Origin of the sequence: uncultured Arthrobacter sp., from assembly GCF_947495145.1 — a bacterium.
Lineage (GTDB): Bacteria > Actinomycetota > Actinomycetes > Actinomycetales > Micrococcaceae > Arthrobacter_D.
Window position 1 is genome coordinate 1 of the sequence record NZ_CANLXP010000007.1, and the last position, 25,467, is coordinate 25,467.

The 25,467-nt window shown below is 63.3% G+C and carries 16 protein-coding genes and 2 tRNA genes; 10 read left to right on the forward strand and 8 right to left on the reverse strand.

Translation table 11 applies throughout. The features are described from left to right. Positions 1-5,048: peroxidase family protein (locus tag Q0877_RS06775; protein ID WP_299166627.1), on the reverse strand; the 5,048-nt coding region annotated here is incomplete at its 3' end. Between the two features lie 148 nt (positions 5,049-5,196). Here Q0877_RS06775 and lepB point away from each other — a divergent pair. Then, complete coding sequence (gene lepB, locus Q0877_RS06780; RefSeq protein ID WP_299166628.1) at positions 5,197-5,709, forward strand: signal peptidase I; 513 nt, start codon at positions 5,197-5,199, stop codon at positions 5,707-5,709. A 62-nt stretch (positions 5,710-5,771) separates the two neighbouring features. Here the strand turns inward: lepB and serA are convergent, their stop codons facing one another. The 5 genes from serA to ilvD all read right to left on the reverse strand — a co-directional run bounded on the left by serA (position 5,772) and on the right by ilvD (position 13,162). Then, on the reverse strand, positions 5,772-7,361 hold the full coding sequence (gene serA / locus Q0877_RS06785) for a phosphoglycerate dehydrogenase (protein ID WP_299166629.1): 1,590 nt from the start codon (positions 7,359-7,361) through the stop codon (positions 5,772-5,774). A gap of 206 nt (positions 7,362-7,567) precedes the next feature. After that, a complete protein-coding gene (ilvC, locus tag Q0877_RS06790) occupies positions 7,568-8,593 on the reverse strand; it encodes a ketol-acid reductoisomerase (RefSeq protein ID WP_299166630.1) in 1,026 nt (341 codons plus the stop codon). Positions 8,594-8,690: 97 nt separating this feature from the next. Further along, positions 8,691-9,203, reverse strand: a complete 513-nt coding sequence (gene ilvN, locus Q0877_RS06795; RefSeq protein ID WP_299166631.1) for an acetolactate synthase small subunit — start codon at positions 9,201-9,203, stop codon at positions 8,691-8,693. 2 nt (positions 9,204-9,205) lie between these two features. Beyond that, the gene (locus Q0877_RS06800; protein WP_299166632.1) at positions 9,206-11,101 is read right to left on the reverse strand and encodes an acetolactate synthase large subunit; all 1,896 of its coding nucleotides are present in this window, start codon (positions 11,099-11,101) and stop codon (positions 9,206-9,208) included. A gap of 345 nt (positions 11,102-11,446) precedes the next feature. Then, the gene (ilvD, locus tag Q0877_RS06805) at positions 11,447-13,162 is read right to left on the reverse strand and encodes a dihydroxy-acid dehydratase (RefSeq protein ID WP_299166633.1); all 1,716 of its coding nucleotides are present in this window, start codon (positions 13,160-13,162) and stop codon (positions 11,447-11,449) included. 227 nt (positions 13,163-13,389) lie between these two features. Between ilvD and Q0877_RS06810 the strand changes: the two genes are divergently transcribed. Continuing rightward, on the forward strand, positions 13,390-13,866 hold the full coding sequence (locus Q0877_RS06810; protein ID WP_299166634.1) for a hypothetical protein: 477 nt from the start codon (positions 13,390-13,392) through the stop codon (positions 13,864-13,866). Between the two features lies 1 nt (position 13,867). Here Q0877_RS06810 and Q0877_RS06815 read toward each other — a convergent pair whose 3' ends face one another. Next, positions 13,868-14,836, reverse strand: a complete 969-nt coding sequence (locus Q0877_RS06815) for a 2-hydroxyacid dehydrogenase (RefSeq protein ID WP_299166636.1) — start codon at positions 14,834-14,836, stop codon at positions 13,868-13,870. Positions 14,837-14,975: 139 nt separating this feature from the next. Between Q0877_RS06815 and Q0877_RS06820 the strand changes: the two genes are divergently transcribed. Both Q0877_RS06820 and Q0877_RS06825 read left to right on the forward strand, forming a co-directional pair. After that, positions 14,976-16,172 (forward strand): sorbosone dehydrogenase family protein, encoded by a 1,197-nt coding sequence (locus tag Q0877_RS06820; protein WP_299166637.1) that lies wholly within the window; start codon positions 14,976-14,978, stop codon positions 16,170-16,172. 90 nt (positions 16,173-16,262) lie between these two features. Beyond that, positions 16,263-16,335, forward strand: a tRNA-Lys gene (locus Q0877_RS06825). An 89-nt stretch (positions 16,336-16,424) separates the two neighbouring features. Here the strand turns inward: Q0877_RS06825 and Q0877_RS06830 are convergent. Further along, the gene (locus Q0877_RS06830; protein ID WP_299166638.1) at positions 16,425-16,919 is read right to left on the reverse strand and encodes a MarR family winged helix-turn-helix transcriptional regulator; all 495 of its coding nucleotides are present in this window, start codon (positions 16,917-16,919) and stop codon (positions 16,425-16,427) included. A 150-nt stretch (positions 16,920-17,069) separates the two neighbouring features. On the opposite strand from Q0877_RS06830, the gene bcp reads away from it, so the two are divergent. The 6 genes from bcp to Q0877_RS06860 all read left to right on the forward strand — a co-directional run bounded on the left by bcp (position 17,070) and on the right by Q0877_RS06860 (position 25,464). Continuing rightward, positions 17,070-17,540 (forward strand): thioredoxin-dependent thiol peroxidase, encoded by a 471-nt coding sequence (gene bcp / locus Q0877_RS06835; RefSeq protein WP_299166639.1) that lies wholly within the window; start codon positions 17,070-17,072, stop codon positions 17,538-17,540. A 115-nt stretch (positions 17,541-17,655) separates the two neighbouring features. Beyond that, a tRNA-Leu gene (locus Q0877_RS06840) sits at positions 17,656-17,740 on the forward strand. 242 nt (positions 17,741-17,982) lie between these two features. Beyond that, on the forward strand, positions 17,983-18,672 hold the full coding sequence (locus Q0877_RS06845) for a fasciclin domain-containing protein (protein WP_299166640.1): 690 nt from the start codon (positions 17,983-17,985) through the stop codon (positions 18,670-18,672). 198 nt (positions 18,673-18,870) lie between these two features. Then, the gene (locus Q0877_RS06850; RefSeq protein ID WP_299166641.1) at positions 18,871-20,604 is read left to right on the forward strand and encodes an ABC transporter substrate-binding protein; all 1,734 of its coding nucleotides are present in this window, start codon (positions 18,871-18,873) and stop codon (positions 20,602-20,604) included. Between the two features lie 115 nt (positions 20,605-20,719). After that, on the forward strand, positions 20,720-22,216 hold the full coding sequence (locus tag Q0877_RS06855) for a malate:quinone oxidoreductase (RefSeq protein WP_299166642.1): 1,497 nt from the start codon (positions 20,720-20,722) through the stop codon (positions 22,214-22,216). Positions 22,217-22,260: 44 nt separating this feature from the next. Beyond that, complete coding sequence (locus tag Q0877_RS06860; protein WP_299166643.1) at positions 22,261-25,464, forward strand: efflux RND transporter permease subunit; 3,204 nt, start codon at positions 22,261-22,263, stop codon at positions 25,462-25,464. The last annotated feature ends 3 nt before the right edge of the window (positions 25,465-25,467 follow it).

Genomic DNA, 25,467 nt, shown 5'->3' on the forward strand with positions numbered 1-25,467 from the left:
GCGAACCGGTACATGAACGCCGCCATCGCATCACGGTTCACCGGCTGGAGCGGCCGGAACGTCTTGTCGTCGTAGCCCGTCGAAATCCCTTCCGAGGCAAGCCAGGTGATCTCCTTGTAGAACTTGGTCGTCGGGGTGACGTCCCTGAAGGGCGAGACCGCCGGCGGCGCAAATTCAGGTTCACCGGCGAACCGGTACATGAACGCCGCCATCGCATCACGGTTCACCGGCTGGAGCGGCCGGAACGTCTTGTCGTCGTAGCCGGTGGAAATCCCTTCGGCCGCAAGCCACGTGATCTCTGTGAAGAACTGGTTGTTCTGAGGAACGTCAGTGAAAGGAGACGGCGTTGGCGCCAGTGGAGTTGACGCTAACGAATATGCCCCGATGCCTACCGTATTCACCGCGGCTACCTGGAAGCGCAACAGGATATTCGCCGGCAGGCCCTTCAGCGTCAGGGTGAGCTCGGTGCCAGGAACCTCCCGGATTGTCCCGACCTGCGCTCCGGTCATGTCGATAACCTTGACCTTATACGCGGTGATCGGCGAGCCGCCGGTCGACGCCGGGGCCCAGCTCACGGTCGCTGAGCCGGCCCCACCGGTGGGATCACCCACCGTCGGCTGCCCCGGTACGACCGCTTTCGGGGTCACTGCTGCGGAAGCGTCCGAGAACGCACTCTCTCCCGCCCGGTTGAACGCCTGCACCTGGAACCGGTAGCTGCTGCCGTTGGTCAGGCCTTCGATGGTGAGCGACGTGGTCCGCGCGTCGGTCGTGCGCAGGACGCCGACCTGTGCGTTGGCTGAGTCGAGTACCTTCACCCGGTATCCGCTCACTGCCGAATTGGCCGGTGCGGTCCAGGTGATCGTCGCTGTGCCGTTGCTTGCGGTAGCGGCCGGCGCGGTGGGCTTGGCAGGGGGCTGCGAGTCCGCGAAGAGCAACTGCTCGACGTTGCGCAGGGTGTCCACGCCGTCGCCCTGGGCTGCTCCGTCTTCCTCACCGGCGGCAGGATCGTCGTCCGGTTCGGGCCGTCCCAGGTGTTCAACCGTTGTGATGCTGCCCGGTGAGCCGATCGTGGCGCCGGCGGGGACCGTCGTGACCTTGTAGTTGATTTCGAAGTCCGTGAAGACAGCCACGTCGACGTCGCTGCCGGAGCCGCCGTCAACGATCTCGCGTTCGATGACAATGTTCGACGGATTCACGTCCCCCGCGAAGACCGCTGCCTGCAGAGTCCTTGCGCTTCCGTCGAGGTACGGCTTCTCCATACTGGCGGCGCTGCCGATCTCGGTGGCGGGGTCTGAGGGATCCGTGCGAACGCTCAGGCGAACTTCGAGCTGCTTGTCGCCGTCGAGGATATCGTCACCGCCCCGGCCCTCCAGGGTGTCGCTGCCGCCGCCGCCGAGGAGGATGTTCCCTTCTCCCCAGACCTTGCCGTTATCCGTCGCTCCAGCAGGCAGCAGCTCCTTAAGCCCTGCGATTCGGGCGGCACCCTCCGCGTCCAGCCAGTTCTTGCCGGAAAACCCTTCGCCCTCAACGAGCCGCGGAATGACGTCGTCGCCGCGCAGGACATCGTCCTGGTTCGCGCCCGACAGCGCCTCAACTTCCGAGTAGCGGTCTCGAAGGACCGCGGCGGGCAGCGGCACGCCCAACAGGTTCAGTGTTAGATCCGCGTCCGCTGCGAGCGGGTCGAGCTGATGACTGGACCAGTCGAAGCCGGCTGCTCCGGCATTGCGCTCGATTCCGGCGTCAGCGAGCATGATGTCGTCGCCGCCTTCTGCATCATAGTCATCGTCGCCGTTGCCGCCGAGCAGGACATCGTGTCCGGGCGTGTTGGGATCATCGAAGAACGGCGCCCCGCTGTCTCCCATCAGGAGGTCGGCTCCATCGCCGCCCTGCAGCCAATCGTCCCCGCCGTCGCCCCGGGCCATGTCGTTGCCGTCGCCGGCGATAATGAAGTCGTCGCCCTCACCACCGAATACTTCGTTGGTGTTGGCGCCGCCGTTGACGAAGTCCTTGCCGTCTCCCCCCAGAATCAGGTCCAAACCGTGGCCACCGTCGATCGCATCGTTCCCCGGGCCGCCCTTGAGCACATCATCACCGGCAGAGTCAGTAATGATGTCATCACCTTCGCCGCCGAGGACGGTATCGGCGCCGTCGTTGCCTTCGATGACGTCGTCGCCCTCGTTGCCGAGGAATGTGTCATTGTCCACTCCGCCCCAGACGCGGTCCCCTTCGGCGGTGCCGTTGTAGACGCTCTGGCCGTTGATGCCGGCGGGGTCCACGGAGTTTGTGGTGCGGTAGCGGATGGTGCCGTCCGGCATGCGGATCAACAGTGCCTCCTCGTCGCATTCAGACAGCGGGTCATCGAGGACTGTGGTACCGCTGAACTGCAGCCTGCCGAGTTCGAACTTGCAATCCGAGGTCGCGAACACATCGGCCTTCAGTGCCCTGGCCGTGGTGTTACGCATGATCATCTCGGCGAAGGAGTTTCCTTCGAGCTGCGACAGCAGATTCATACCGGGAGTCCGCGCCAGGTAATAGAACCGGTCACCGTTCTGCAGGTCTGTCATCTGCTGCTCGAAAACAAAGTTGAAGGTGGAGCCGAGGAGCCCGCCGAAGAGGTTGGTGCGTTCCGCCAGGCCACCGACCCACAGGTCCACGGTATCCACGCCGGTAGTGGAAGCACCTTCTTCATTGGCCCATGCGCCCGTCGATCCCATGAACGCCTGTGCATCCGCCGGAATAGCACCTTCGGGAGCGTCAATGGGCGGATCCACCAGCAGCTTCGCCGCCGCGCGCTTCTCAGCCACCGTTGTGGCCTTCGTGACGGCGGGGTGTTGGCCATATGCCGCCACAAAGTTCACCAAGGATTCCTGGTGCTTGAGATTCAGCCCGAAATCGATCCAGTTGGTGTACGGCTTCAACTGCCCGTCGTTCGTTTCCGCATACAGGTGCTTGCGCAGATTGTTCAGCGACGGGATGCCTGTTTCCCTTGCCCGCGCCATGTTGATTGCCGCAAGGTCCAGCGGTAGCCCCAACAGATTGTTCCGAAGGGTGTCAGTGGTGAACTCGTCGAGCTCGTTACCGACCTGCTCGGACATCCCCATGGCGATTGCGCCGGCCGCTTCGCGGGAATTGAGCGTGCCTGCGGAGCCACCGTTAAAGTATTCGGGTGGATTCAGGAACGCCTCGAACAGGGGCACGTCATTGGTGGACCCATCGACGTTGGTCCTGGACACCGTGTCAGTCAGCATCGAGTGGCCGAACCGATAAACCGCATGTGCAAACTCGGCGGTGATAGCCGGGTTTACGTCGTCGTTATAGGTGGAGAAGGGCTCGATGAGCGGCTGCACCTTCCGGGCGAACTCTTCGAAGGCCAGGTGCTGGTACTCCATCTCGGCGACGAAACGGGCAGCCTGGAAAATCCGTTCACCGTTCCAGCCGCCGGCACCCGATGCGCTCTTCCACTCGGCAAGAGCGGCGACTCCGCGTGCGGAGGTGTCGGCTGTCAGGGTCTGCTTGATGTCGTCCACGAGCCGGTTGTGCTCGGAATGGAAGACCTGATGAATCATGGTCAGGCCGACGTTTTCATTCACCCGCCCGTCGCCGGCGACGAAGTGTGCGTTCAGCATCTCGTCGTCGTAGGTGGTTCCGGGCGCACCGGGAGGAGTGATAATTGTGTCCGCGTCGGCGGTGAATCCCGGCTTCGGGACGGCGTTATGGGCAATGTCGTCGAGGAAGGATTCGTTGACCCGTAAAGCATCAGCCGGCACGGCCACCGGATCGGCGACATTTCCTTCGACGAGGCCGTCAGGTGTGACGTACTGCGGAAGGCCGCGGGCGGGGCCCGGAACAAACTTGCCATATGGGTCGACGGCAAGCATCGGTACACTTAGAACGTCTGAATCGACGAGCTTCAGGCCCAGCCTGGCTGCCGCCTGCTGTTTCAGCGTTGCCCAGGTTGCCATGCCGCCGTCGGCTGACTCCAGCAGCATTCCCGTGGACACGGGCCGGCCTGCGGTGTTGGTCGAGTACTCGCGGAGGAAAACGTGATGGGACGGGTCGGAGCCATAGGTCTGTGACTGGTCAACATACGGGTTCGTCCGGTTGGTGGCCTCGCGTACATCGTCGGCGGTGCCCAGCTTGCCGTCCGCGCCGGGCTGGTTGGTTGCCCGGGTCAGAACCATGAACCGCATGCGCGGCGGCAGGTCGTCAGCGGTGCCTGGCTCGCCATCCGCGCCCGCAATCAGCGGGTCGTCCGGCTGCAGCGGGATGAAGACCGAGCTGCCCGACTTGTTGATCAGGTCGAGCCCGTGATCGAAGAACTGCCCGAAAAGCGTGAAGAGAGAGTTGTACGGCGGTGACAGCCCGACGTCGGTGGTTACGTTGGGGATGAAGAGTGTCTCCCCTGCCGGTACGCACCCTTTCGGGAGGCCTGCTTCATCGCAGGGCGTTACTCCCTCATTCCCCTGGGTGCGAACCGGATACTTGGCCGCGGCCACCGCGGCAGGGTTGGTTGAGGTCTGGTCAACGATGAGATTGCTGATCATTCGGGGCTGGGAGTCGACGACGTTTCCGGTGCTGTCGTACGTGGTCTGCCCGGGCTCCCGGATTATTGCACCGTCCTCCGCCGCATGGAATTCCGGCGGAGCCAGTCGGGGGAAGGTCTGGTTGGACGCACCGAAACCCTCCCGCTCCGGCTGCAGGTTGTTGCAGGAACCGTCGACAGTCCGCAACCCGTAGGACACCAGCGGACCCGGAACCTGATTCGGTCCGGGTCCAAGCAGCGCGCCGCACGGGCCGGTTTCGGAAGTGGTGTTGGCTACATGCGCCTCGGCTATTTTTATCTGCTTGAGGATGAATGACAGGTCCGACGCCGTGACCCGGAAGCCTTGCCCCACCGGCACCGCCTGAGCCGGCGAAGCCGCCAGCGGAAGGGTAAGCCCGGCGAGCATCACAAGGGACGTCAGACTGGCTGTGGTTCGGCGTATCCGCCGGTTCCGGTTCTCAGGTGGTGTGCTTCTCCTGGTTCGTAGCCGCAGTTTCCCGCGCATTGCCCCTCCTAGAAAAATGAAGCCAGCGTGCCCCCGCTGGTCATTGTCAAGGATGTTTCAGGAGCGTTGTGATTACCTTGTGGGCCGGTTCAGGGTTTCCCCAAGCACAACAGCGCATGCTCGAAAAAACGAGCCCAGGAGATGGTCGATGAGCGCGCCGCAGCACCGGATTGTGGCTGAACAGCGACAGGCCGTCCCGGTCCGCAGGTCGACCATCGCGCTGATCCTGTGTGCCGCTCTGGCAGTTCTTGCCGTCCGAATCTGGCTGGTGGAGCCCCTCACTGTTGCCTCCGACAGCATGGAGCCGACCATTGCCGAAGGCAGCACAGTGGTGCTCCTGAAACACAGCAGTGCTGAGCCGGGAGCGCTCGTCTCTTTTCGGAACCCCGTTGACGGGGCTGCGACCCTGAAACGGATCGTCGCCGGGGGTGGGCAAACGGTTGCATTCAAGGACGCGCTGCTCTATGTGGACGGACGCGAGATCCCGGAGCCGTTCGTTGACCATAGCCGCATCGACGGAACCTACTTCGGGCCGGTCACAGTGCCGGAGGGCCATGTTTTTGTGCTCGGCGATAATCGCGGACGGTCAATCGACTCGAGGGATTTCGGTGCCATCCCCATCGACAGCATCGAGGCGACAGTGATCTGGCCGTCGAATTAGCAGCAACCCGCAAAGATGGCGGCAACCACGCGAGGAAGGCGTGGCTGCCGCCTTGTTGGGAACTAGTCCTGCAGGTCCACCTCACGCGCTACGGTGGCGCCGATTGCTTCCTTCAGGCTTTCCAGGACGTCCTGCGGAACAGAGCTGTCAACCGTGAGCAGGGATAGGGCCTGGCCGCCCTCCTTGCTGCGGGCTACCTGCATGCCTGCGATGTTGATACCGCGCTCCCCCAACACCTGGCCGAGGGTTCCGATGACACCCGGCCGGTCCTGGTACAGGATGACCAGCAGGTGTTCACTGATAGGGATTTCGAGATCGTAACCGTTGACACCGACCAGCTTCTGAATCTGCTTGGGTCCGGTCAGCGTGCCGGCCACTGAGATCTGGGAGCCATCAGAAAGCGCACCGCGGATGGTCAGAACGTTGCGGTACTCCTCCGAGGAATCAGTTGTCACCAGACGGGTGTTGATGCCACGCTGCTCAGCGAGAACCGGTGCGTTGACGTAGGAGACCTGCTCGGAGACGACGTCGGTGAACACGCCCTTCAGCGCTGCCAGTTCCAGCGCCTTCACGTCGAGAGACGCAATCTCTCCAGCTACCTCCACCTCGATCTGGGTGAGCGAATCGTGGGTGAGGGCTGTGAAGATACGGCCAAGCTTCTCAATCAGCGGGATGCCGGGACGCACCTCCGGCGCGATGACACCGCCTGCAACGTTGACGGCGTCGGGCACGAGCTCACCGGCAAGGGCAAGGCGCACTGACTTGGCAACCGAGATGCCGGCCTTCTCCTGCGCCTCGGCGGTGGAGGCGCCAAGGTGCGGGGTAACCACAACGTTGTCCAGTTCGAAGAACGGAAGGTCGGTGCTCGGTTCCTTGACGAACACGTCGACACCGGCACCGGCGATCTGGCCTTCCTTGAGCGCGGTGTAGAGCGCCTCTTCGTCGACGAGGCCACCCCGGGCCACGTTGACCACATAGGCGCTGTTCTTCATCTTCTGGAAAGCGGCTGCTCCGAGCATGCCGACCGTCTCCGGGGTCTTGGGCATGTGAATGGTGACGAAGTCAGCCTCGGCGAGCAACTCATCGAGCGGCACAAGCTGGACTCCGAGCTGGGCGGCCCGCGCTGAGGTGACGTAGGGATCATAGGCAAGGATCTCGGTGCCGAAACCCTGCAGCCGGGCTGCGACGAGAGCGCCGATGCGGCCGAGGCCGATGATGCCGATCTTCTTTTCATACAGTTCGATGCCCGAGTACTTTGACCGCTTCCACTCGCCGCCCTTCAGGGCGCCGCTGGCCTGCGGGATGTGCCTGGCGAGGCTGAGGATATGGCCGACGGTCAGTTCAGCCGCCGAAATGATGTTGGAGGTCGGTGCGTTGACCACCATGACACCGGCCTGCGTGGCCGCTTTGATGTCAACGTTGTCGAGGCCGACGCCGGCGCGGGCGATGACTTTCAGCCTGGGTGCGGCGGCGATCGCCTCTGCGTCCACCTGGGTTGCCGAACGCACCAGGATCGCGTCCACCTCCGCGATAGCCGAGAGCAGCTTGGACCGGTCGGCCCCGTCGGTCTGGCGGATCTCGAAATCCGGGCCGAGCGCGTCCACGGTAGCCGGCGAGAGTTCTTCAGCAAGGAGAACTACTGGTTTTTCCACGGGGAGATCCTTCGCAGTGCGTTGGGCAGAAGTGTTCTAAGAGCATCTTCGGAGGTTTCGTTAAGTGTAGTTTGCTGTACCGGCCGCCCAACTTTGTTACCCGTCATGGAGGGCAGATGAGAGAAGAGCCACATACAGCGACGGCCGGACCGGCGAAGAACTCCGCCGGCCCGGCCGTTGCGTGAACGATACTTCAGCGCCGCTGGTCAGCGGGCAACTGAACCTTCGGTGTAGTCATCGCTGGTTTTGATCCACGAGAACAGCTTGCGCAGTTCACGACCCGTTGCCTCGATCGGGTGATCCTCGCCCTGCTTGCGCAGCTTCTCGAACTCGGGAGCACCGGCGTCCTGGTCGTCGATGAAGCGCTTGGCGAAGGCGCCGTTCTGGATGTCCGCGAGGACCTCCTTCATGTTCTCCTTCACCGAAGGGTCGATGACGCGTGGACCGGACACGTAGTCGCCATACTCCGCGGTGTCCGAGACGCTCCAGCGCTGCTTCGCGATGCCGCCCTCGACCATCAGGTCAACGATGAGCTTCAGTTCGTGCAGCACCTCAAAGTACGCGACCTCGGGCTTGTAGCCCGCCTCGGTGAGCGTCTCGAAACCGTACTGGATAAGCTGCGAGGCGCCGCCGCACAACACAGCCTGCTCGCCGAACAGGTCCGTTTCCGTCTCTTCGGTGAAGGTGGTCTCGATGACACCGGCGCGGGTGCCGCCGATGGCCTTCGCGTAGGACAGCGCCAGTTCGCGCGCCTTGCCGGATGGGTTCTGCTCTACGGCAATCAGGTCGGGAACACCACGGCCGGCTTCGAACTCCCGGCGGACGATGTGACCGGGCCCCTTGGGCGCAACGAGGGCAACGTCGACGTCGGCCGGCGGCTGGATGTAACCGTAGCGGATGTTGAATCCGTGGCCGAAGAACAGGGCATCGCCTGACTGCAGGTTGGGAGCGATGTCCTCGGCGTAGACGTGGCGCTGGACCTGATCAGGCGTCAGGACCATGATGAGGTCCGCTTCGGCGACGGCATCGGCGACGTTGAGAATGCGCAGGCCCTCACCCTCGGCCTTGGCGCGGGACTTCGAGCCCTCCTTCAGGCCGACGCGAACGTCGACGCCGGAGTCCCGCAGGCTCAGCGCGTGAGCGTGGCCCTGGCTGCCGTACCCGATAACAGCCACGGTGCGGCCCTGGATGATCGAAAGGTCTGCATCGTCGTCGTAAAACAACTCAGTCACTTGTGTTTCTCCTGTGATGTGGATTCTGCTGTCCACCTGCCGTGGACAAGCGTGGTTCTGGGTACTGAATTTCGGATCAGGCTTGAGAGCTGCCGGGTTACGCGCTTCTCAGCGCGCGGTCACTCATTGACTTGGCGCCGCGGCTGATCGCCAGCGTCCCGGACTGCACTATTTCGCGGATGCCGAACGGCTCCAGCACAGACAAGAGCGCTGTGAGCTTTTCGGCGGTGCCGGTGGCTTCGATGATCAGCGAGTCGGTGGACACGTCAACTACTGAAGCGCGGAACAGATCTGCTGCCTGGGTTACCTGCAGCCGTGTTGCGGCATCCGCACGGACCTTGACCAGGATGTGGTCGCGTTGCACGGAAGATTCGGGAACAAGCTCGACGATCTTGATGACGTTGATGAGCTTGTTCAGTTGTTTGGTGACCTGCTCCAGCAGGTCACCCTCGGCCTCGACCACGACGGTGATCCGGGACATTCCGGCTACCTCGGTGGGGCCGACCGCCAGTGAGTTGATATTGAAGGCACGGCGCGCAAACAGACTTGCGACGCGTGTCAGGACGCCGGGAACGTCCTCAACCAGAACGGAAAGGGTATGACGGGCCATTGTTAGTCCTCCTGCTCCCAGTCCGGGGTCATGTTGCGGGCAATCTGGATGAGGTCGTTGCTGACGCCCGTGGGGACCATCGGCCAGACCATTGAATCCCGGCTGACAACGAAGTCGACGACGACGGGGCGGTCGTTGATCTCCAGCGCCTGGGCGATGGTGGCATCGATGTCTTCGTCCCGCTCGCAGCGCAGTCCGGCGCAGCCGTAGGCGTCGGCCAGCTTCACGAAGTCCGGAACCCGGACGGTGTTGTGCCCTGTGTTGAGGTCGGTGTTCGAATAGCGGCCCTCGTAGAAGAGGGTCTGCCACTGCCGCACCATGCCGAGCGACGAATTGTTGATGACGGCAACCTTGATGGGGATGTTATTGATGACGCAGGTAGCAAGCTCCTGGTTGGTCATCTGGAAACAGCCGTCCCCGTCGATTGCCCAGACAACGCGGTCAGGATTACCGACCTTCGCGCCCATCGCGGCCGGGACCGCGTAGCCCATGGTTCCCAGGCCGCCGGAGTTCAGCCAGGCGTGCGGGCGCTCGTACTTGATGAACTGGGCTGCCCACATCTGGTGCTGCCCGACGCCGGCAGCGTAAACGCCTTCGGGTCCGGTGAGTTCTCCAATGCGCTGGATGACGTGCTGCGGAGCGGACAGGCCGTCCTCCGGCTGGGTGAACCCGATGGGGTAACTTTCGCGAAGGCGGTTCAGGACCGTCCACCAGGCGCTGTAGTCAGGGGTGCCGGAAGCAGCGAACTGCTCGCGCAGCGCCGTCGTGAATTCCGGAATGATCTCCTTCACCGAACCGACGATCGGCACGTCAGCCGTCCGGTTCTTGGAGATCTCCGCCGGGTCGATGTCCGCGTGGATGACCTTGGCACCTGGCGCAAAGCTTGAAAGTACGCCTGTCACCCTGTCATCGAAGCGGGCACCCAGTGTGATCAGCAGGTCCGACTGCTGCAGTGCGGTAACGGCCGAAACCGAACCGTGCATGCCCGGCATGCCCACGTGCTGCGGGTGGGAGTCGGGGAACACCCCGCGGGCCATGAGCGTGGTGACGACCGGCGCGCCGAGAAGTTCAGCCAGTTCAAGCAGCTCGGCGGCAGCATGCGCTTTGATCACACCGCCGCCGACGTAGAACACGGGACGCTCGGATGCCATGATGAGCCGGGCTGCCTCGCGGACCTGCTTGGAATGGCCGCGCACGACCGTCCGATACCCGGGTAGGTCGATTTTCGGCGGCCAGGAGAAGGTCATCGAGCCGACCTGGGCGTCCTTCGCGATATCCACAAGCACCGGTCCGGGCCGGCCCGTCGAGGCAATATGGAACGCCTCAGCAAGGATTCTGGGGATGTCCTGCGACTTGGTTACCAGGTAGGAATGCTTGGTGATCGGCATGGTGATGCCGACGATGTCCGCTTCCTGGAACGCGTCGGATCCGATCACGGCGCTGGAAACCTGGCCGGTGATGGCCACCATCGGCACCGAGTCCATGTGCGCATCAGCAATTGCAGTGACCAGGTTGGTGGCACCTGGCCCGGAGGTTGCAATACAGACTCCCGGCCGTCCCGTCACCATGGCGTAGCCCTGAGCCGCATGCCCGGCGCCCTGCTCGTGGCGGACGAGGATGTGCCGGAGCTTGCTGGACGCCATCAACGGGTCATAGGTCGGAAGAATCGCTCCACCCGGCAGGCCAAAAATGTCATCGACGCCGAGTTCCTCGAGGGAACGGACAATCGCCTCGGAACCACTCATCTGGGTTGGCGGCACTGCGCGGTTTGGCCCGAGGACCGGGCCGGGCTGCGCGGCAGTAGCCGCACTGTCCCTGCCCGCATGCTGGACCGGTGCCGCCGAAGCGGGTTGTTTGGCTGCCATCAGCGCTGGGCTGATGGGCGATCCCTTGGACATCCTTGAACTTCCTTTGTATCCAGCACAGCTGATCGCTGCGCAAATGTGCTGCGCCTTTGTGTTCGGTGGGAACAAAAAAACCCCTCAGCCTGGTGGGCTCTGCGAGGGGTTTGCGCGTGACGTAGGAGTACCAGTCGGGCTTTAGGCCACGCGCTTGGTAACTAGGACTACGGATACGTGCTGCATACCTGTAGTTTTCACTCCCCCGCAAGGAGTGTCAACAAAGCCCTCGACCGTCTCACTATGTGGACAGGTGTTCCAGTTACTGGACACTAACTGAAGACGACGACGGAGGCGGATGCTCGCCGTCGTCGTCTTCAGTTCTGGCTTACGAACGTGTGTGGACTATCCGGTGTATGCACCCTCGGACGCTGAGTGCACGAGCTTTGCATACTTCGCCAGCACTCCCCTCGTGTACCTCGCGGGAAGCGGCTCCCAACCTATCTTCCGGCGCTCCAGCTCCTCAGGATCGACCAGCAGGTCAAAGCTCTTGTTCGGGATGTCGGCGCGAATGCGGTCGCCGTCCTTAACGAACGCGATCGGGCCGGCGTCTACCGCCTCCGGCGCTACGTGGCCGATACACAGACCCGTGGTTCCTCCCGAGAACCGGCCGTCCGTCAGCAGCAGTACGTCCTTGCCGAGGCCAGCGCCCTTGATGGCGCCGGTGATAGCCAGCATCTCGCGCATACCCGGACCGCCCTTGGGACCCTCATAGCGGATGACGACGACGTCACCGGCCTTCACCTCGCCCGCCGCGAGAGCCTGCAAGGCCCCCTGTTCGCGTTCAAAGACGCGGGCCGTCCCTTCAAACACCTCGGCGTCGAAGCCGGCGCTCTTCACCACCGCACCTTCCGGAGCCATCGAGCCATGCAGGATGGTGATGCCGCCGGTCTTGTGGATCGGGTTGTCCAGGGCACGCAGGATCTTGCCGTCCACATCCGGCGGATTGATCGCCTCGAGGTTCTCAGCGAGGGTCTTGCCGGTCACGGTGAGCACATCGCCGTGAAGCAGGCCGGCGTCCAAAAGGGCACGCATGATCACAGGTACGCCGCCGATCTTGTCCACGTCGGTCATGACGTAGCGGCCGAACGGCTTCAGGTCTCCGAGGTGCGGAACCCGGTCGCCGATGCGGTTGAAGTCATCAAGGGTCAGATCCACCTCCGCTTCGCGTGCGATGGCAAGCAGGTGCAGGACCGCGTTGGTGGAACCGCCGAATGCCATGGTGACCGCTATAGCGTTCTCGAACGCTTTCTTGGTCATGATGTCCCGGGCCGTAATCCCGAGCCTCAGCAGATTGACGACGGCTTCGCCGGACTTGCGGGCAAACTCGTCACGACGCCGGTCAGCCGACGGCGGCGCAGCCGAACCGGGCAAGCTCATCCCGAGCGCCTCACCGATGCAGGCCATGGTGTTTGCGGTGTACATACCGCCGCAGGCACCTTCGCCGGGGCAGATTGCACGTTCAATCCGGTCGACGTCGCCCCTCGACATCTTCCCTGCTGCGCACGCGCCAACTGCTTCGAAGGCATCAATAAGAGTGACTTCCTTCTCGGTTCCATCCTCCAGCTTCACCCAGCCGGGCATGATGGATCCGGCGTAAAGGAATACGCTCGACAGATTGAGGCGGGCAGCAGCCATGAGCATGCCCGGCAGGGATTTGTCGCAGCCCGCCAGCAGAACTGAGCCGTCGATCCGCTCTGCTTCCATCACCGTCTCAACGGAGTCGGCGATGACCTCGCGGGACACGAGTGAGAAGTGCATTCCTTCATGGCCCATGGAAATTCCGTCGGAAACCGAAATCGTTCCGAACTGCATCGGGAAGCCGCCGGCGGCGTGAACGCCTTCCTTGCTGCCCTGCGCCAACCGGTTCAGGGAAAGGTTGCAGGGCGTGATCTCGTTCCAGGAGCTTGCGACGCCGATCTGCGGCTTGACGAAGTCGTCATCGCCCATGCCGACCGCTCGCAGCATCCCGCGGGCAGGCGCCCGCTCCATACCGTCAGTGACTGCACGGCTTCTCGGCTTGATATCTGGTGCTGCTTTGGCTTCGCTATCCACGCTCATGGGTGAAAGTCTAGGCCTGCTTCGGCACTGCTCCGGGCGTGTGACCCGCCTGTTACAGCACTTGCGGCGGTGTCCCGCGTCACAACGAGAGATTACGCGGCGGCGAAATCCCAAGGAACGCGGCGCATGTTTCAGGTAGGGTGGTCGGCGCGGACCTCGTGCGGCCGGTCAACGGCAGCCGCACCCTGACCAGCCGTCCCGCGGGCATTCCCCTACCCAGGCCAAACATGACCCCCCAGTTGCCGCACGCTCCGCATGACGGGCCCGGAAGCGCCGCCCTGAAGAACATTCTGCGGGGGATTTTCGACTCCCAAATTCTGAACTACGGCGACTATAACCTCATCTTCGCTGTCAACGAGCGCCGCGAAGGCAGGGACGCCGACGGAGTGCGGGTCAGCAAACCCAGATACTACGTCATCGGATACCGCTGGCAGCCCGCCGAAATCATGGTGGCTCCCGTCAACGGACAGACCCTTACAGGCGGCGGTGTTCCGGTTGAGCTGAACATGACAAATCTCGCCCACGCCGTTCAGTTGGCTGACGGGGACTATGAGGTGGGTACGAATACGGGCAGGACGTTCCGCTTCGGAGTTCAGCCCGAAATCGCTTTCACACCGGCCCCGGAAACAGAATTCCGGCTCGAGCAGGCGGACGATTACGCTGACTTCGGCCTGTTCATGCAGGCGTTCATCGCAATGGCATAGCTCAGCCGGCGGTGCGGTCAGATTCCCACGGACCCGGTACCACCAGGTTGACCGGCTCCCGCCCGGCGGCGAGCGCATCGAGCTGCCGCCGCAGCAGCCGCACGATGCGGGGCCAGAACGCACCGGTGTTTCCGCCGTTGTGAGGAGTGATGATCGCGTTCTCCGCCGCCCAGAGCGGGTGATCTGCGGGGATCGGTTCAGGATCGAAGACGTCCACGGCGGCATACAGGCGCCCGCTCACAACCTCCGCTGTGAGAGCGTCCGAGTCAACCACCGGCCCACGCGCCACATTGATCACGAGGGCGCCGTCGGGCAGCGCCGCCAACACCTTCCTGCCGACAAGTCCCCGCGTGGAATCGGACAGCGGGGTGATGATGATGAGGACGTCGTGGCGTGCCGCGAGTTCAACCAGTTCTTCACTGCCGTGCACCCGCCCGCGATCGTCGGTACGCGCGGTGCTGCCAACCCTTGTCAGTTCGACTTCGAATGCGTCCAGGCGCCTGGCGATTTCCTCTCCAATGCCGCCGACACCGAGCAGCAGCACCTTTCGATCTGCGAGGCCGGGGAAACGCGCCGGCTTCCACACGCCGTCGCGCTGGTTGAGCATGGCGACACCGATACCCCGCAGCGATGCGATGGCCAGTCCGACTGCCATCTCAGCCGTGGCCGCGGCATGCACTCCGGCAGCGCTGCACACGGCGACGCCGTCTCCTGCCATCTCCGGTACGCCTTCGTATCCGGTTGACTGCGTCTGCACCAGCTTGAGCGATGGAGCTGACTGGAGTTGGTCGCTGAGATCTCCCCTGGACATGTAGGGCAGCACTGCGGCATCCACGTCCTCCAGGTTCGCGCCGACCGGCGCGCTCTTGAAGTCCCACACCGCGACGTTGATTCCTTCGGGAAGGGGCGCAAGCGCCTCCAGCAGGTCGCGGTCGGGCACTGTCACGGTACGGATGATGGGAGCTGTCATGCGATCAGCGTAGCCGGACCGTAGCGCTGGCTTCCGCGTCGGGAGTTGGAGACTGCATCAAGCGGCCCGCGACGGCGGGTCAACCGGAAGGCGCGGCTTCGTATGGACAGCCGAATTCCGTCGTCGTAACGTTCTTGTCATGCGGGCCGCGCGGCAGGGAAAGCAGAACAGCGGGATGGCACCTGCAGCAGCGGTGCGCTTTTCCAACCCGGTGGCAAGACGCTGCGCTGGAATCACCGCTGGCTTCTGCCTGATCGCCGGAATGACAGCGTGCGACGGCGGAGCGGAGCCCACCCCGATCATCAACTCGCCTACCGCTGTCCAGTCTGAGTCCGGATCGCCGGACGCGTCGCCGTCACCGGCACCGTCGACAGCACGACCGGCAGCTTTGGGTGACCCGATCGTCACAGCCGAACTCGCCAGCGGCCTCGGCGTGCCGTGGGCAATGGCGCTGCTGCCCGATGGAAGCCTGATCCTCACCGAGCGCGAAACTGCTGAGGTGAAGCGGATCGTAGACGGCGAGATTGAGGTCCTTGGCGTCGTCGAGGACGCCATAGCCGCCGGCGGCGAGGGTGGGCTGCTGGGGGTTGCCGTCCCTCCCGATTTTCCGGATGAGCCGCGCCTTTACCTCTATTACACGAGCCCTACCGATAACCGTGTTGTCAGCATGGCCTACAGCGAAGACGGCCTCGACAGGCCGCAGGACGTACTCACCGGAATTCCGAAGGCGAGCATCCACAACGGGGGACGCATCAAGTTCGGCCCGGACGGGTATCTGTATATCGGCACCGGAGATGCCTCCGACGCGGAAAGCGCGCAGGACCGCGCGAGCCTCGGCGGGAAGATCCTCCGGATTCGGGCTGACGGCGAGCCTGCACCGGATAACCCCTTCGGTTCATCCGTATATTCGCTGGGCCACCGCAACGTTCAGGGCCTGGCCTGGGACTCGGCGGGCAGGCTCTGGGCCAGCGAGTTCGGCCCCGACCGCGATGACGAGTTGAACCTGGTCGTTCCCGGCGGCAACTACGGATGGCCGGCCGTCACCGGAGCCCCGGGCGACAGCGACTTCCTTGACGCATCGGTGGTATGGCCGTCCACTGCAACGTCCTCGCCCAGCGGCATGGCCATCCTGGATGACGTGGCCTACATCGGCGGCTTGCGGGGCGAACGGCTTTGGCGGGTGCCAGTGACCGACGGTTCTCCGCAAGAACCGTCCAGCTTCCTCGACGGCACTCACGGCCGGCTTCGTGACACCATCGCTGGAACGGACGGCGGGCTCCTGATCGCGACCAACGAAGACGGCGGCTCCCGAATCCTCCAGGTGCGAATGCAATAGCTCACACCGCAGGTCTCGATTTCAACATTCCCTCCGGGTGCTGGTAGAGTTTAGTGCTGTTGCGGAACGCGGTAGGACCGGATTTCGCAGGCACCTCTAGCTCAACTGGCAGAGCAATTGACTCTTAATCAATGGGTTCCGGGTTCGAGTCCCGGGGGGTGCACTTCCAAAAATTCTCCCGTCCGGCAAACGCCGGACGGGAGAATTTTTTGACTGCAGGTTCAGCATTGCGCCCAGGTTCAGCCCGGCCGGCTAGTCCTCGCTGAGCGCCGGCTCCAGAACGCCGTCCTGGCGCCCGGTGGACGGCAACCGTACGGCTTCCGCGCTCCAGCGCGGTGCACCGAGATCCCGGATGACGGACTGAAGGTGCGCTCTCAACTCGCTGGATACAAGCTCATCGCCGGCGATGAGCGTCCGTTCAACGTCCTGGGCCTCGCTGAGGGCACGGCTTCCGGCCGCAGTGATCGACACGGCGTGGCTGCGCCGGTCGACGTCGCTGCGGGTGCGGGCTATGTGTCCGCGCGCTTCGAGGCGGGACAGGGTCTTACCCATGGTCTGCGCCTGTACACGCACCATCTGCGCCAGGTTGGCCTGCGTCATGGCGCCCTGGGATTCCAATACTCCGAGAGCGATTACGCCGGCATGGGTGACGCCAATGGAAACGAGGCGCTCATTCCATGCATGCTCCACCAACCGAGCGGCCGTCGTCAGTAGTCGACCTGTTGGCCATTGCTCGAGATTCGGCATCAGCTAATAACTTCCTTCCGCCCCATGCCGCCTCGTGCAGCTTCGCTTGGGGACCTTCAAATCCACCCACATATGATAGCTACGGCTCGGGCCGTAACCCGGCAGAGTTATACCGCCGATGCACAATTGAGACCGAATAGAGAGGCTCACATGTCAGAACGACTCCAAGCTGGGGACCGCGCACCCGACTTTACGCTTAACGCCGCGGACGGTTCTACCGTCTCGCTCGGCGATTTCGCGGGTGAGAACGTCGTGGTCTATTTCTACCCTGCGGCAGCGACCCCCGGCTGCACTACAGAAGCGTGCGATTTCCGGGACAATCTCGCCTCGCTTGCCTCATACGGCTACAAGGTCATTGGCGTCTCCCCCGACTCCGAAGCCCAGCTTCGCTCCTTCAGCGAGAAGGAAGCCCTCACCTTTCCGCTGCTCTCCGATCCTGATCATGCGGTGGCCGAAGTTTGGGGCGCCTGGGGCGAGAAGAAGAATTACGGCAAGACCTACGAGGGCCTTATCCGGTCCACTGTGGTTGTCGATGGATCAGGCAAAGTCGCCCTGGCCCAGTACAACGTGAGAGCTACCGGTCACGTCGCAAAACTGCGCCGGGATCTGGGAATCAGCTGAGCTCAGGAGTGAACCGGCTGTAACCGGCCATCAGGGCCGGCCGAAGCAGGTGCACCGCACGAACCAAGTACAATGGACCGTGCGTCGGGCGACTTAGCCCGATCAGCACGCCCGGGCGCGAGTGGCGAAATTGGCAGACGCGCTGGATTTAGGTTCCAGTGTCTTCGGACGTGGGGGTTCGAGTCCCCCCTTGCGCACCACCGGCTACGGCGTTTTGAACGCCGCGCCTGTAGACCCTTCAGCCAGTGGCTGGGGGGTCTACTCCGTTAACCGATGCCGCTTCCTGCCCAGGCATGGCCTGCCGTCGACAAGTTTTTTCCGCACTCACCCATCCACCTTCATCGCTCACCCGAACTAAACGTGAGACATCGACACGATGTGTTCGTCCGGTAATTGACCATCGCGTTTGCCGTGGGGTCGGAATGAATGAAGGAGAAATGAAATGGAACTTCTCAAGCGCAGGAATCTCTCCGTACTCGGTGTCGCAGCTGTAGCCATGTTCGGCCTGTCAGCCTGTGGCGGAGGCGAGGAAGCAGCTACGAGCGGCTCGGAGACTACCGAATCAACCACGACTGAGTCTTCCGCACCCGAGATGACCGAAGGAATGACGGACGAGGCCATGGATCCCGCCGCCAACCTGGTTGGCCCGGGCTGCGAAGGCTACGCCGAGCAGGTGCCCGAGGGCGACGGCTCAGTCGCGGGCATGGCCGAGGCCCCTGTGGCAGAAGCTGCCTCGAACAACCCGCTGCTCACTCAGCTGACCGCCGCTGTTTCCGGCGGCGTCAACCCTGAGGTTGACCTGGTTGACACCCTGAACGGCGGCGAGTTCACCGTTTTCGCACCGGTTGACGAGGCCTTCGAGGCAATTGACGCCGAGACGATGGAGATGCTGCAGACGGATGCGGACCTCCTTAGCGGCATCCTCACCTACCACGTAGTTGAGGGCCAGCTGGCTCCCGACGAGGTTGCAGGCACCCACACGACCGTCAACGGTGCTGAACTTATGGTTGAGGGAGAAGGTGACTCCATCACTGTCGGTGAAGAGGGAGCAGCCGTGATCTGCGGCGGCGTCCAGACCGCCAATGCAACGGTGTACATGATCGACTCCGTCCTGATGCCCCCGGCCGAGTAAGAGACTCCCTGATTCGACTCCTCTAATCAGAATCAAGGGAACAGGGCGGGTATCTGCATTTCGGTGCGGATACCCGCCTTTCCCATGAGCGGGCGTGCTTCTTTCTGCTGTTGCAATCAGCTTCCCTCCAGCCTCGTGACCTACACTGAAAGTTCCGTTCGCAGTCCGTGCCTACTGCACGCGCGCCCCGAGGAGACCATGCCAGCGAGCCCCACGCACCGCCGTCGTACGCTGTCGGCGCCGTTTCTGCGTGCGCTGGCGGCAGTATTCGTCCTTGGACTCACCGCTTGCACCGCGGCCACTCCAATACCCACGACGACGACGGCAGCTCCCTCTGCGGAGCCGTCGGCACCGGTTGGAGATACCACCACCGGTACTTTCACTTTTGGTACGGCTGCTGACCCCTCCGGCCTTGATCCGGCACTCGTCGCGGACACGGAGTCATACCGGATCACCCGGCAGCTACTTGAGGGCCTTGTCGGGATTGATCCCCTCACCTCGGAGCCCGCACCGCTCCTCGCCACGTCCTGGGAAGAACGGGATGAAGGCCGCGCCTACGCGTTCGAACTCCGCGAGGATGTTGTTTTCCATGACGGCGAGCCCTTCAACGCGGCAGCCGTCTGTGCAAATTTCGAGCGCTGGTACACGATGCCTCCCGAAACCCGCGAGCTTGACGCAACCATCGCATTCAAATCAGTCTTCAAGGCTTTTTCGGACTCTCCTGAAGAGTCGGTCTACGACTCCTGCCAGCCGCTCGGCGAGCATGAGGTGCTCATCCGGCTCACCGGTCGCCTGGCCTCCTTCATCCCTGCCCTCGCCTTGCCTGCCTTTGGCATGGCTTCTCCGAAAGCGCTTCAGGAGCTCAACGCCAATGAGCTGACCGTGGAACGCGACGGCAGGAAGCTTTCCGAATTCGCACTGAGCCCGGTGGGAACGGGTCCGTTCACCTTCACGAAATGGTCAGAGGGCGAAGTCACCGTGAGCGCTTTCGACGAGTATTGGGGCGCACCCGGTGAGATTCAGACTGTTACCTTCCGAACCATCCCGCACACGGCTGCGCGGCTACGCGCACTGCTGAGCGAGGAAATAGACGGCTACGATTTCGTCACCGTGGACAACGCGGCGGAGCTGGCCCGCGAGGGGCAGCAAATCCTCCAGCGCGATCCCTACTCGGTCCTGTACCTGGGAATGAATCAGGACTTCCCCGGCGTCGACGATGTCTTGTTCCGGCAGGCAGTGGCGCACGCCATCGACAAGGAATCGCTCATCGAAGGGCGCTTCCTGGCCGGCACCAGCCCCGCGAACCAGTTCATACCGCCCAAGCTCGGGGTGACCAACGAAGAGATCACCGAGTATGAGTACAACCCCGAGCTCTCAGCGGAACTGCTTGACGAGGCCGGGTACGACGGCGAGCCCCTGCCCTTCCACTATCCCCGGAACGTCTCACGCCCTTACCTTTCCTCGCCGGAGAAGGTGTACGCCGAACTGAGCCGACAGCTCACCGCCGCCGGCTTCAACATCCAGCCTGTTCCCACTGAATGGTCCGAGGGCTACCTCGAGACGGTTCAGAACGAGGACAACCGCGCCTTCCACCTGCTCGGCTGGAGCGGGAGCTACCAGGACCCTGACAATTTCGTTGGAGCGCTGTTCGGCAGCTACAGCAAAGAGTTCGCATACCGGGACAACCAGCTCTTCAGCAAAATCGCCCGGGCTGTCACCCTGCCGGGCGGCGAGGAACGCGTGGCTGCTTATCAGGACATCAGCGAGAGCATCGCCGTCGACATCCCTGCCGTTCCACTCGCCTTTCCGATCTCCGCTGCGGTGGTATCGCCGCGTGTACTCAGCTACCCCGTGAGCCCGGTGATGCATGAGGTGTTCAACAGCATCGACCTCGCTGATGTTGAGCAGCCGGCACCGTCAACCGCGAGCTGAAGACGCAGCCGGTTGGGACAGAAATCACGCCGTCGGCCGTGCCCTCCAATTTAGGGAACGCCCTTCCCAGAGGCTACGCTTCTAGGGCTAGCGCCCTTGCTATTGGAGACCCATCGTGACTGCTGAGAGCCAGGCGGGAAACCCCGCGAACCACACTGACGTCGTTCTTATTGGCGGCGGAATCATGAGCGCCACCCTGGGTGCGTTCCTCAAGCAACTGCAGCCGGACTGGGGCCTTACTCTTTTCGAGCGTCTCGACCGTGCAGGGCTGGAAAGTTCCGATCCCTGGAACAACGCGGGGACCGGCCACGCCGCGCTCTGCGAGCTGAACTACTCGCCTGCTGGCAAAGACGGCTCAGTTGACCCGGCCAAGGCGATTGCCATCAACGAGCAGTTCCAGATTTCCCGGCAGTTCTGGGCGCATATGGTCTCGAACGGCCACCTCGGCAACCCGGGCACGTTCATCAACGCCGTGCCGCATATGAGTTTCGTCTGGGGCGAGAGCAATGTGGAGTATCTCCGCCGCCGGTATGAAGCCCTTCGCGCGCAGCCGCTCTTCAAGTCGATCGAGTTCGCAACGGACCACTCCGCCATTGCGGAATGGGCTCCGCTCATCATGAAGGACCGAGGTCCCGGCCAGCAGGTCGCCGCGTCGCGGGTTGCCGGCGGAACAGACGTAGATTTCGGTGCGCTGACCCGCGGCCTTACAAGCTATCTCGGCGAGAACGACGTCGACCTGCGCTACGGACACGACGTCACCAACCTCTCCAAGACCTCCCAGAACCGCTGGGACGTCACCGTCCGGAACCGTGCAACCGGCCAGGAGCACACCGTGAACACCCGCTTCGTGTTCATCGGAGCCGGTGGCGGAGCCCTGCATCTCCTGCAGAAGAGCGGCATCGCCGAGGGTCGCGGCTTCGCCGGATTCCCGGTCTCCGGGCAGTTCCTGCGCTGCACCAACCCGAACACCGTAGGCCAGCACAACGCCAAGGTGTACGGACAGGCGTCGGTAGGCGCGCCGCCGATGTCCGTGCCGCACCTTGACACGCGCTTCGTGAACGGCGAGCGGTCACTGCTGTTCGGTCCCTACGCCGGCTTCTCCACCAAGTTCCTCAAGCGCGGGTCGCTGCTTGACCTGCCGACGTCGATCCGTCCGTCGAACCTCCTGCCCATGCTCGCTGTGGGCAAGGACAACATTCCGCTCACGAAGTACCTCATCAGCGAGGTGCTCAAGAAGCGTGAGGCAAAGAACGAGTACCTCAATGAGTTCGTACCGTCAGCTGACGGTAACCGGTGGGAACTGATCTCTGCCGGACAGCGTGTACAGGTCATCAAGAAGGCTCCCGGGAAGGGCGGCGTACTCCAGTTCGGCACGGAGGTCATAACCTCGGCTGACGGCACTGTAGGCGCCCTGCTGGGAGCATCCCCCGGAGCATCGACAGCAGCCCCGATCATGATCGAGCTGATGCGTCGGTGCTTCCCCGGTCAGCTTGCTGCCTGGGAACCAAAACTGAAGGAAATGATTCCCGGGTACGGCGCAAAGCTCAACGAAAATGAGTCGCTGGCCGATGACATCCAGTCAATGACTGACAGGGTGCTGGGACTCAAGTAGACCGCGGAGCCGCCAGGACTGGTTGGCCGCAGAAGGCAGAACCGATGTTCCGTTTGGCCCAGCTGTCCCTGGGAAACCGCGCTCTGATTGCTCTCATCACCGTCTTCGCGGCGGTATTCGGCGTGGTCGCGATGGGTTCCCTGAAGCAGGAGCTCATTCCTTCGCTGGAGTTCCCGCAGATTACCGTGGTTTCCTCGCTGCCCGGCGCAGGACCTGAGTACCTGGACAAGCAGGTCAGCGAGCCGCTGGAAAGCGCGCTCAGCGGTGTGGAAGGCCTGGAATCGTCGTCCGCCACCTCCCGGAACGGTGTCTCCACGGTCAGCCTGATGTTCGCCTACGGCACGGACCTCGACCGCGCCCGGGGCCAGGTTGACCGTGCCATCTCGACGGTGCGTCCGGCGCTTCCAGAAGACGTCGAACCGCAGTCGCTGGCAGGGAGCATCAATGACCTCCCAGTCGTCTTCATGGCGGTTTCCTCTGACCTGTCGCTCAGCGAACTGGGTGAGGAACTGACGCGGCTCACGGTGCCGCAGCTTCAGAAGGTGGAGGGTGTACGCAGCGCGGAGATCACAGGCGGCGCACAACAGCACATCTCCATCCTGCCCCGCCAGGAAGATCTCGCTGCGCAGGGACTATCCATCGGCGACATCATCGATGCATTGGAAAACAACGGCGAGCTGTTTCCCATCGGCACCCTTGAAGAAGGCGAGCGCTCCCTCACGATCCAGGCGGGCAGCCCAGTCCAGTCCCTGGACGACATCCGCAACCTGCCCATCCTGCCGTCGGAACCGGCCTCCGGTCCCGAGGCGCCGGATTCTGAAGCTGCAGGTCCGGTCACCATCGGCGAGGTTGCGGAAGTAGCCATAGCGGACGACGACGCTACCTCCGTCACCCGGACCAACGGCGTCGAAACCCTGGCGCTCACGGTCACCAAGGTACCGTCAGCCGATACTGTCACCCTCTCGAACGCGGTCACCGCTCTGATTCCGGAGCTTGAGGCCGAGTTGGGTGACGGTGCCGACATCACGGTGATCTTCGATCAGGCGCCGTTCATCGAGCGCTCAATCGCCGACCTCACCACGGAGGGGCTGCTGGGACTGGGGTTCGCCGTCCTCGTCATTCTGGTCTTCCTGCTCTCGGTCCGTTCCACGCTGGTCACCGCGGTTTCCATCCCGCTGTCGCTGCTGATCACGTTCATCGGCCTGTGGGCGACCGGTTACTCCCTCAATATCCTGACGCTCGGTGCGCTGACCATCGCCATCGGCCGGGTCGTCGACGATTCGATCGTGGTGATCGAGAACATCAAGCGTCACCTCAGCTACGGGGAGGATAAACGCACCGCCATTCTCACGGCGATCCGCGAAGTTGCCGGGGCTATCACCGCTTCCACCCTGACCACAGTGGCCGTCTTTGCTCCCATCGCCTTTGTCGGCGATCTGGCGGGTGAACTCTTCCGGCCGTTTGCCCTGACCGTCACGATTGCGCTGTTGGCTTCGCTGGCTGTGTCGCTGACAATCGTCCCGGTGCTGGCCTACTGGTTCCTTCGGGGCGCCCGCCGCAGCGGGGATGGGCAACCGGTGAGTGGAACTGATCCCGCGGTTGCCTCCGCACCTGACGCCGCCGGGCAACGGCACCGGGGGCTTGCCGAAGAAAAGGAGCAGCGTTCCTGGCTGCAGCGCGGGTACCTTCCCATCCTTCGCGTAACCCAGCACCACCCGGTGTGGACGGTGGCTGCCGGGGTGCTGGTACTCGCCGGCACGGTAGCGCTGGTGCCGTTCATGCAGACGAACCTGCTCGGCAACACCGGCCAGAACAGCTTCAGCATCACCCAGCGGCAGCAGCCCGGCTCAAGCCTGGAGAACACCGTTGCCGAAGCGGCGCGGGTGGAGGAAGCTCTTGCGGGTTTCGAAGACATCCGTGATGTGCAGGTGACGGTCGGCAACGCGTCGGGAGCCGTCGGGGCGCGGTTCTCAGCCGGTGCTGCCACGGCGCAGTTCACGGTGACCACCGCAGAAGAAGCCGACCAGCAGCAATTACAGAATGAAGTCCGTGCTGCGCTGGACGACCTCGAGGAAGCCGGCGAGATTACGCTGTCCAGCCAGCAGGGCGGATTCGGCACGTCGAGCACCGTCGATATCAACATCACCGCACCGGAACCCGACATTCTTGCTGAGGCGACTGACGCCGTCGTCACCGCAATGCAGGGTGTGCCTGGCGCACGGGACGTGGCGTCCAATCTGGCCGCGGCGCAACCGCAGATCCAGGTGAGTGTGGACCGGACGGCAGCCGTGCGTGCCGGCCTCACCGAGGGTCAGATCGGCGCTCTGCTGGGCGGCAATCTCAGCGCCATCCCCGGGGGTTCTGTCCGGCTTGAAGCCACCGACTATCCCATCCTGATTGGTGAAGGAACCGAAATCACCAGCCTGGACGAGCTTCGTGATCTTTCCCTGCCGACTCCTGCCGGGCCCATCCCCCTCACGGACGTGGCAACCGTCGAAGAAGTGCAGGTCCCGCTGACGATCACCAGTTCCAACGGTGAACGGACAGCCCAGGTGTCCATCACGCCGTCGGAAGACAATCTCGGCGCCCTGACTGCTGCGGTCACCGAGCGTCTGGAGGGAACGACACTGCCTGCGGGTGCCGCCGCTACCCTCGGCGGCGCGTCCGAGCAGCAGGCGGAGTCGTTCGGCCAACTCTTCCTCGCCCTCTGGGCGGCGGTAGCCATCGTTTACGTGATCATGGTGGCCACCTTCAAGAGCCTCATCCAGCCGCTCATCCTGCTCGTCTCGGTGCCGTTTGCCGCCACCGGAGCCATCGCGCTGCTGGTTCTTACGGGAATTCCCCTCGGACTGCCATCGCTGATCGGCATGCTGATGCTCGTGGGAATCGTGGTGACGAACGCTATCGTCCTGATCGACCTGATCAACCAGTACCGGCGGCCGCACGACGGTTCGCCCGGGCTCAGCGTTGCGGATGCCATCACCCGTGGCGCGAGGCAACGGCTGCGGCCCATCCTCATGACGGCGTTGGCGACCATCTTCGCCCTGACCCCGATGGCTCTGGGGCTGACCGGCGAAGGCGGGTTCATCTCACAGCCGCTTGCCGTCGTCGTCGTTGGTGGTCTTGTCTCCTCAACGCTACTGACACTGGTGCTGGTTCCGGTGCTCTACCGGCTGGTTGAGGGCCGACGGGAAGCGCGGAGCGAGAGGGCCGAAACCCGCGAGTCGGAGCCGTCCCTGCAGCGCTAGAGT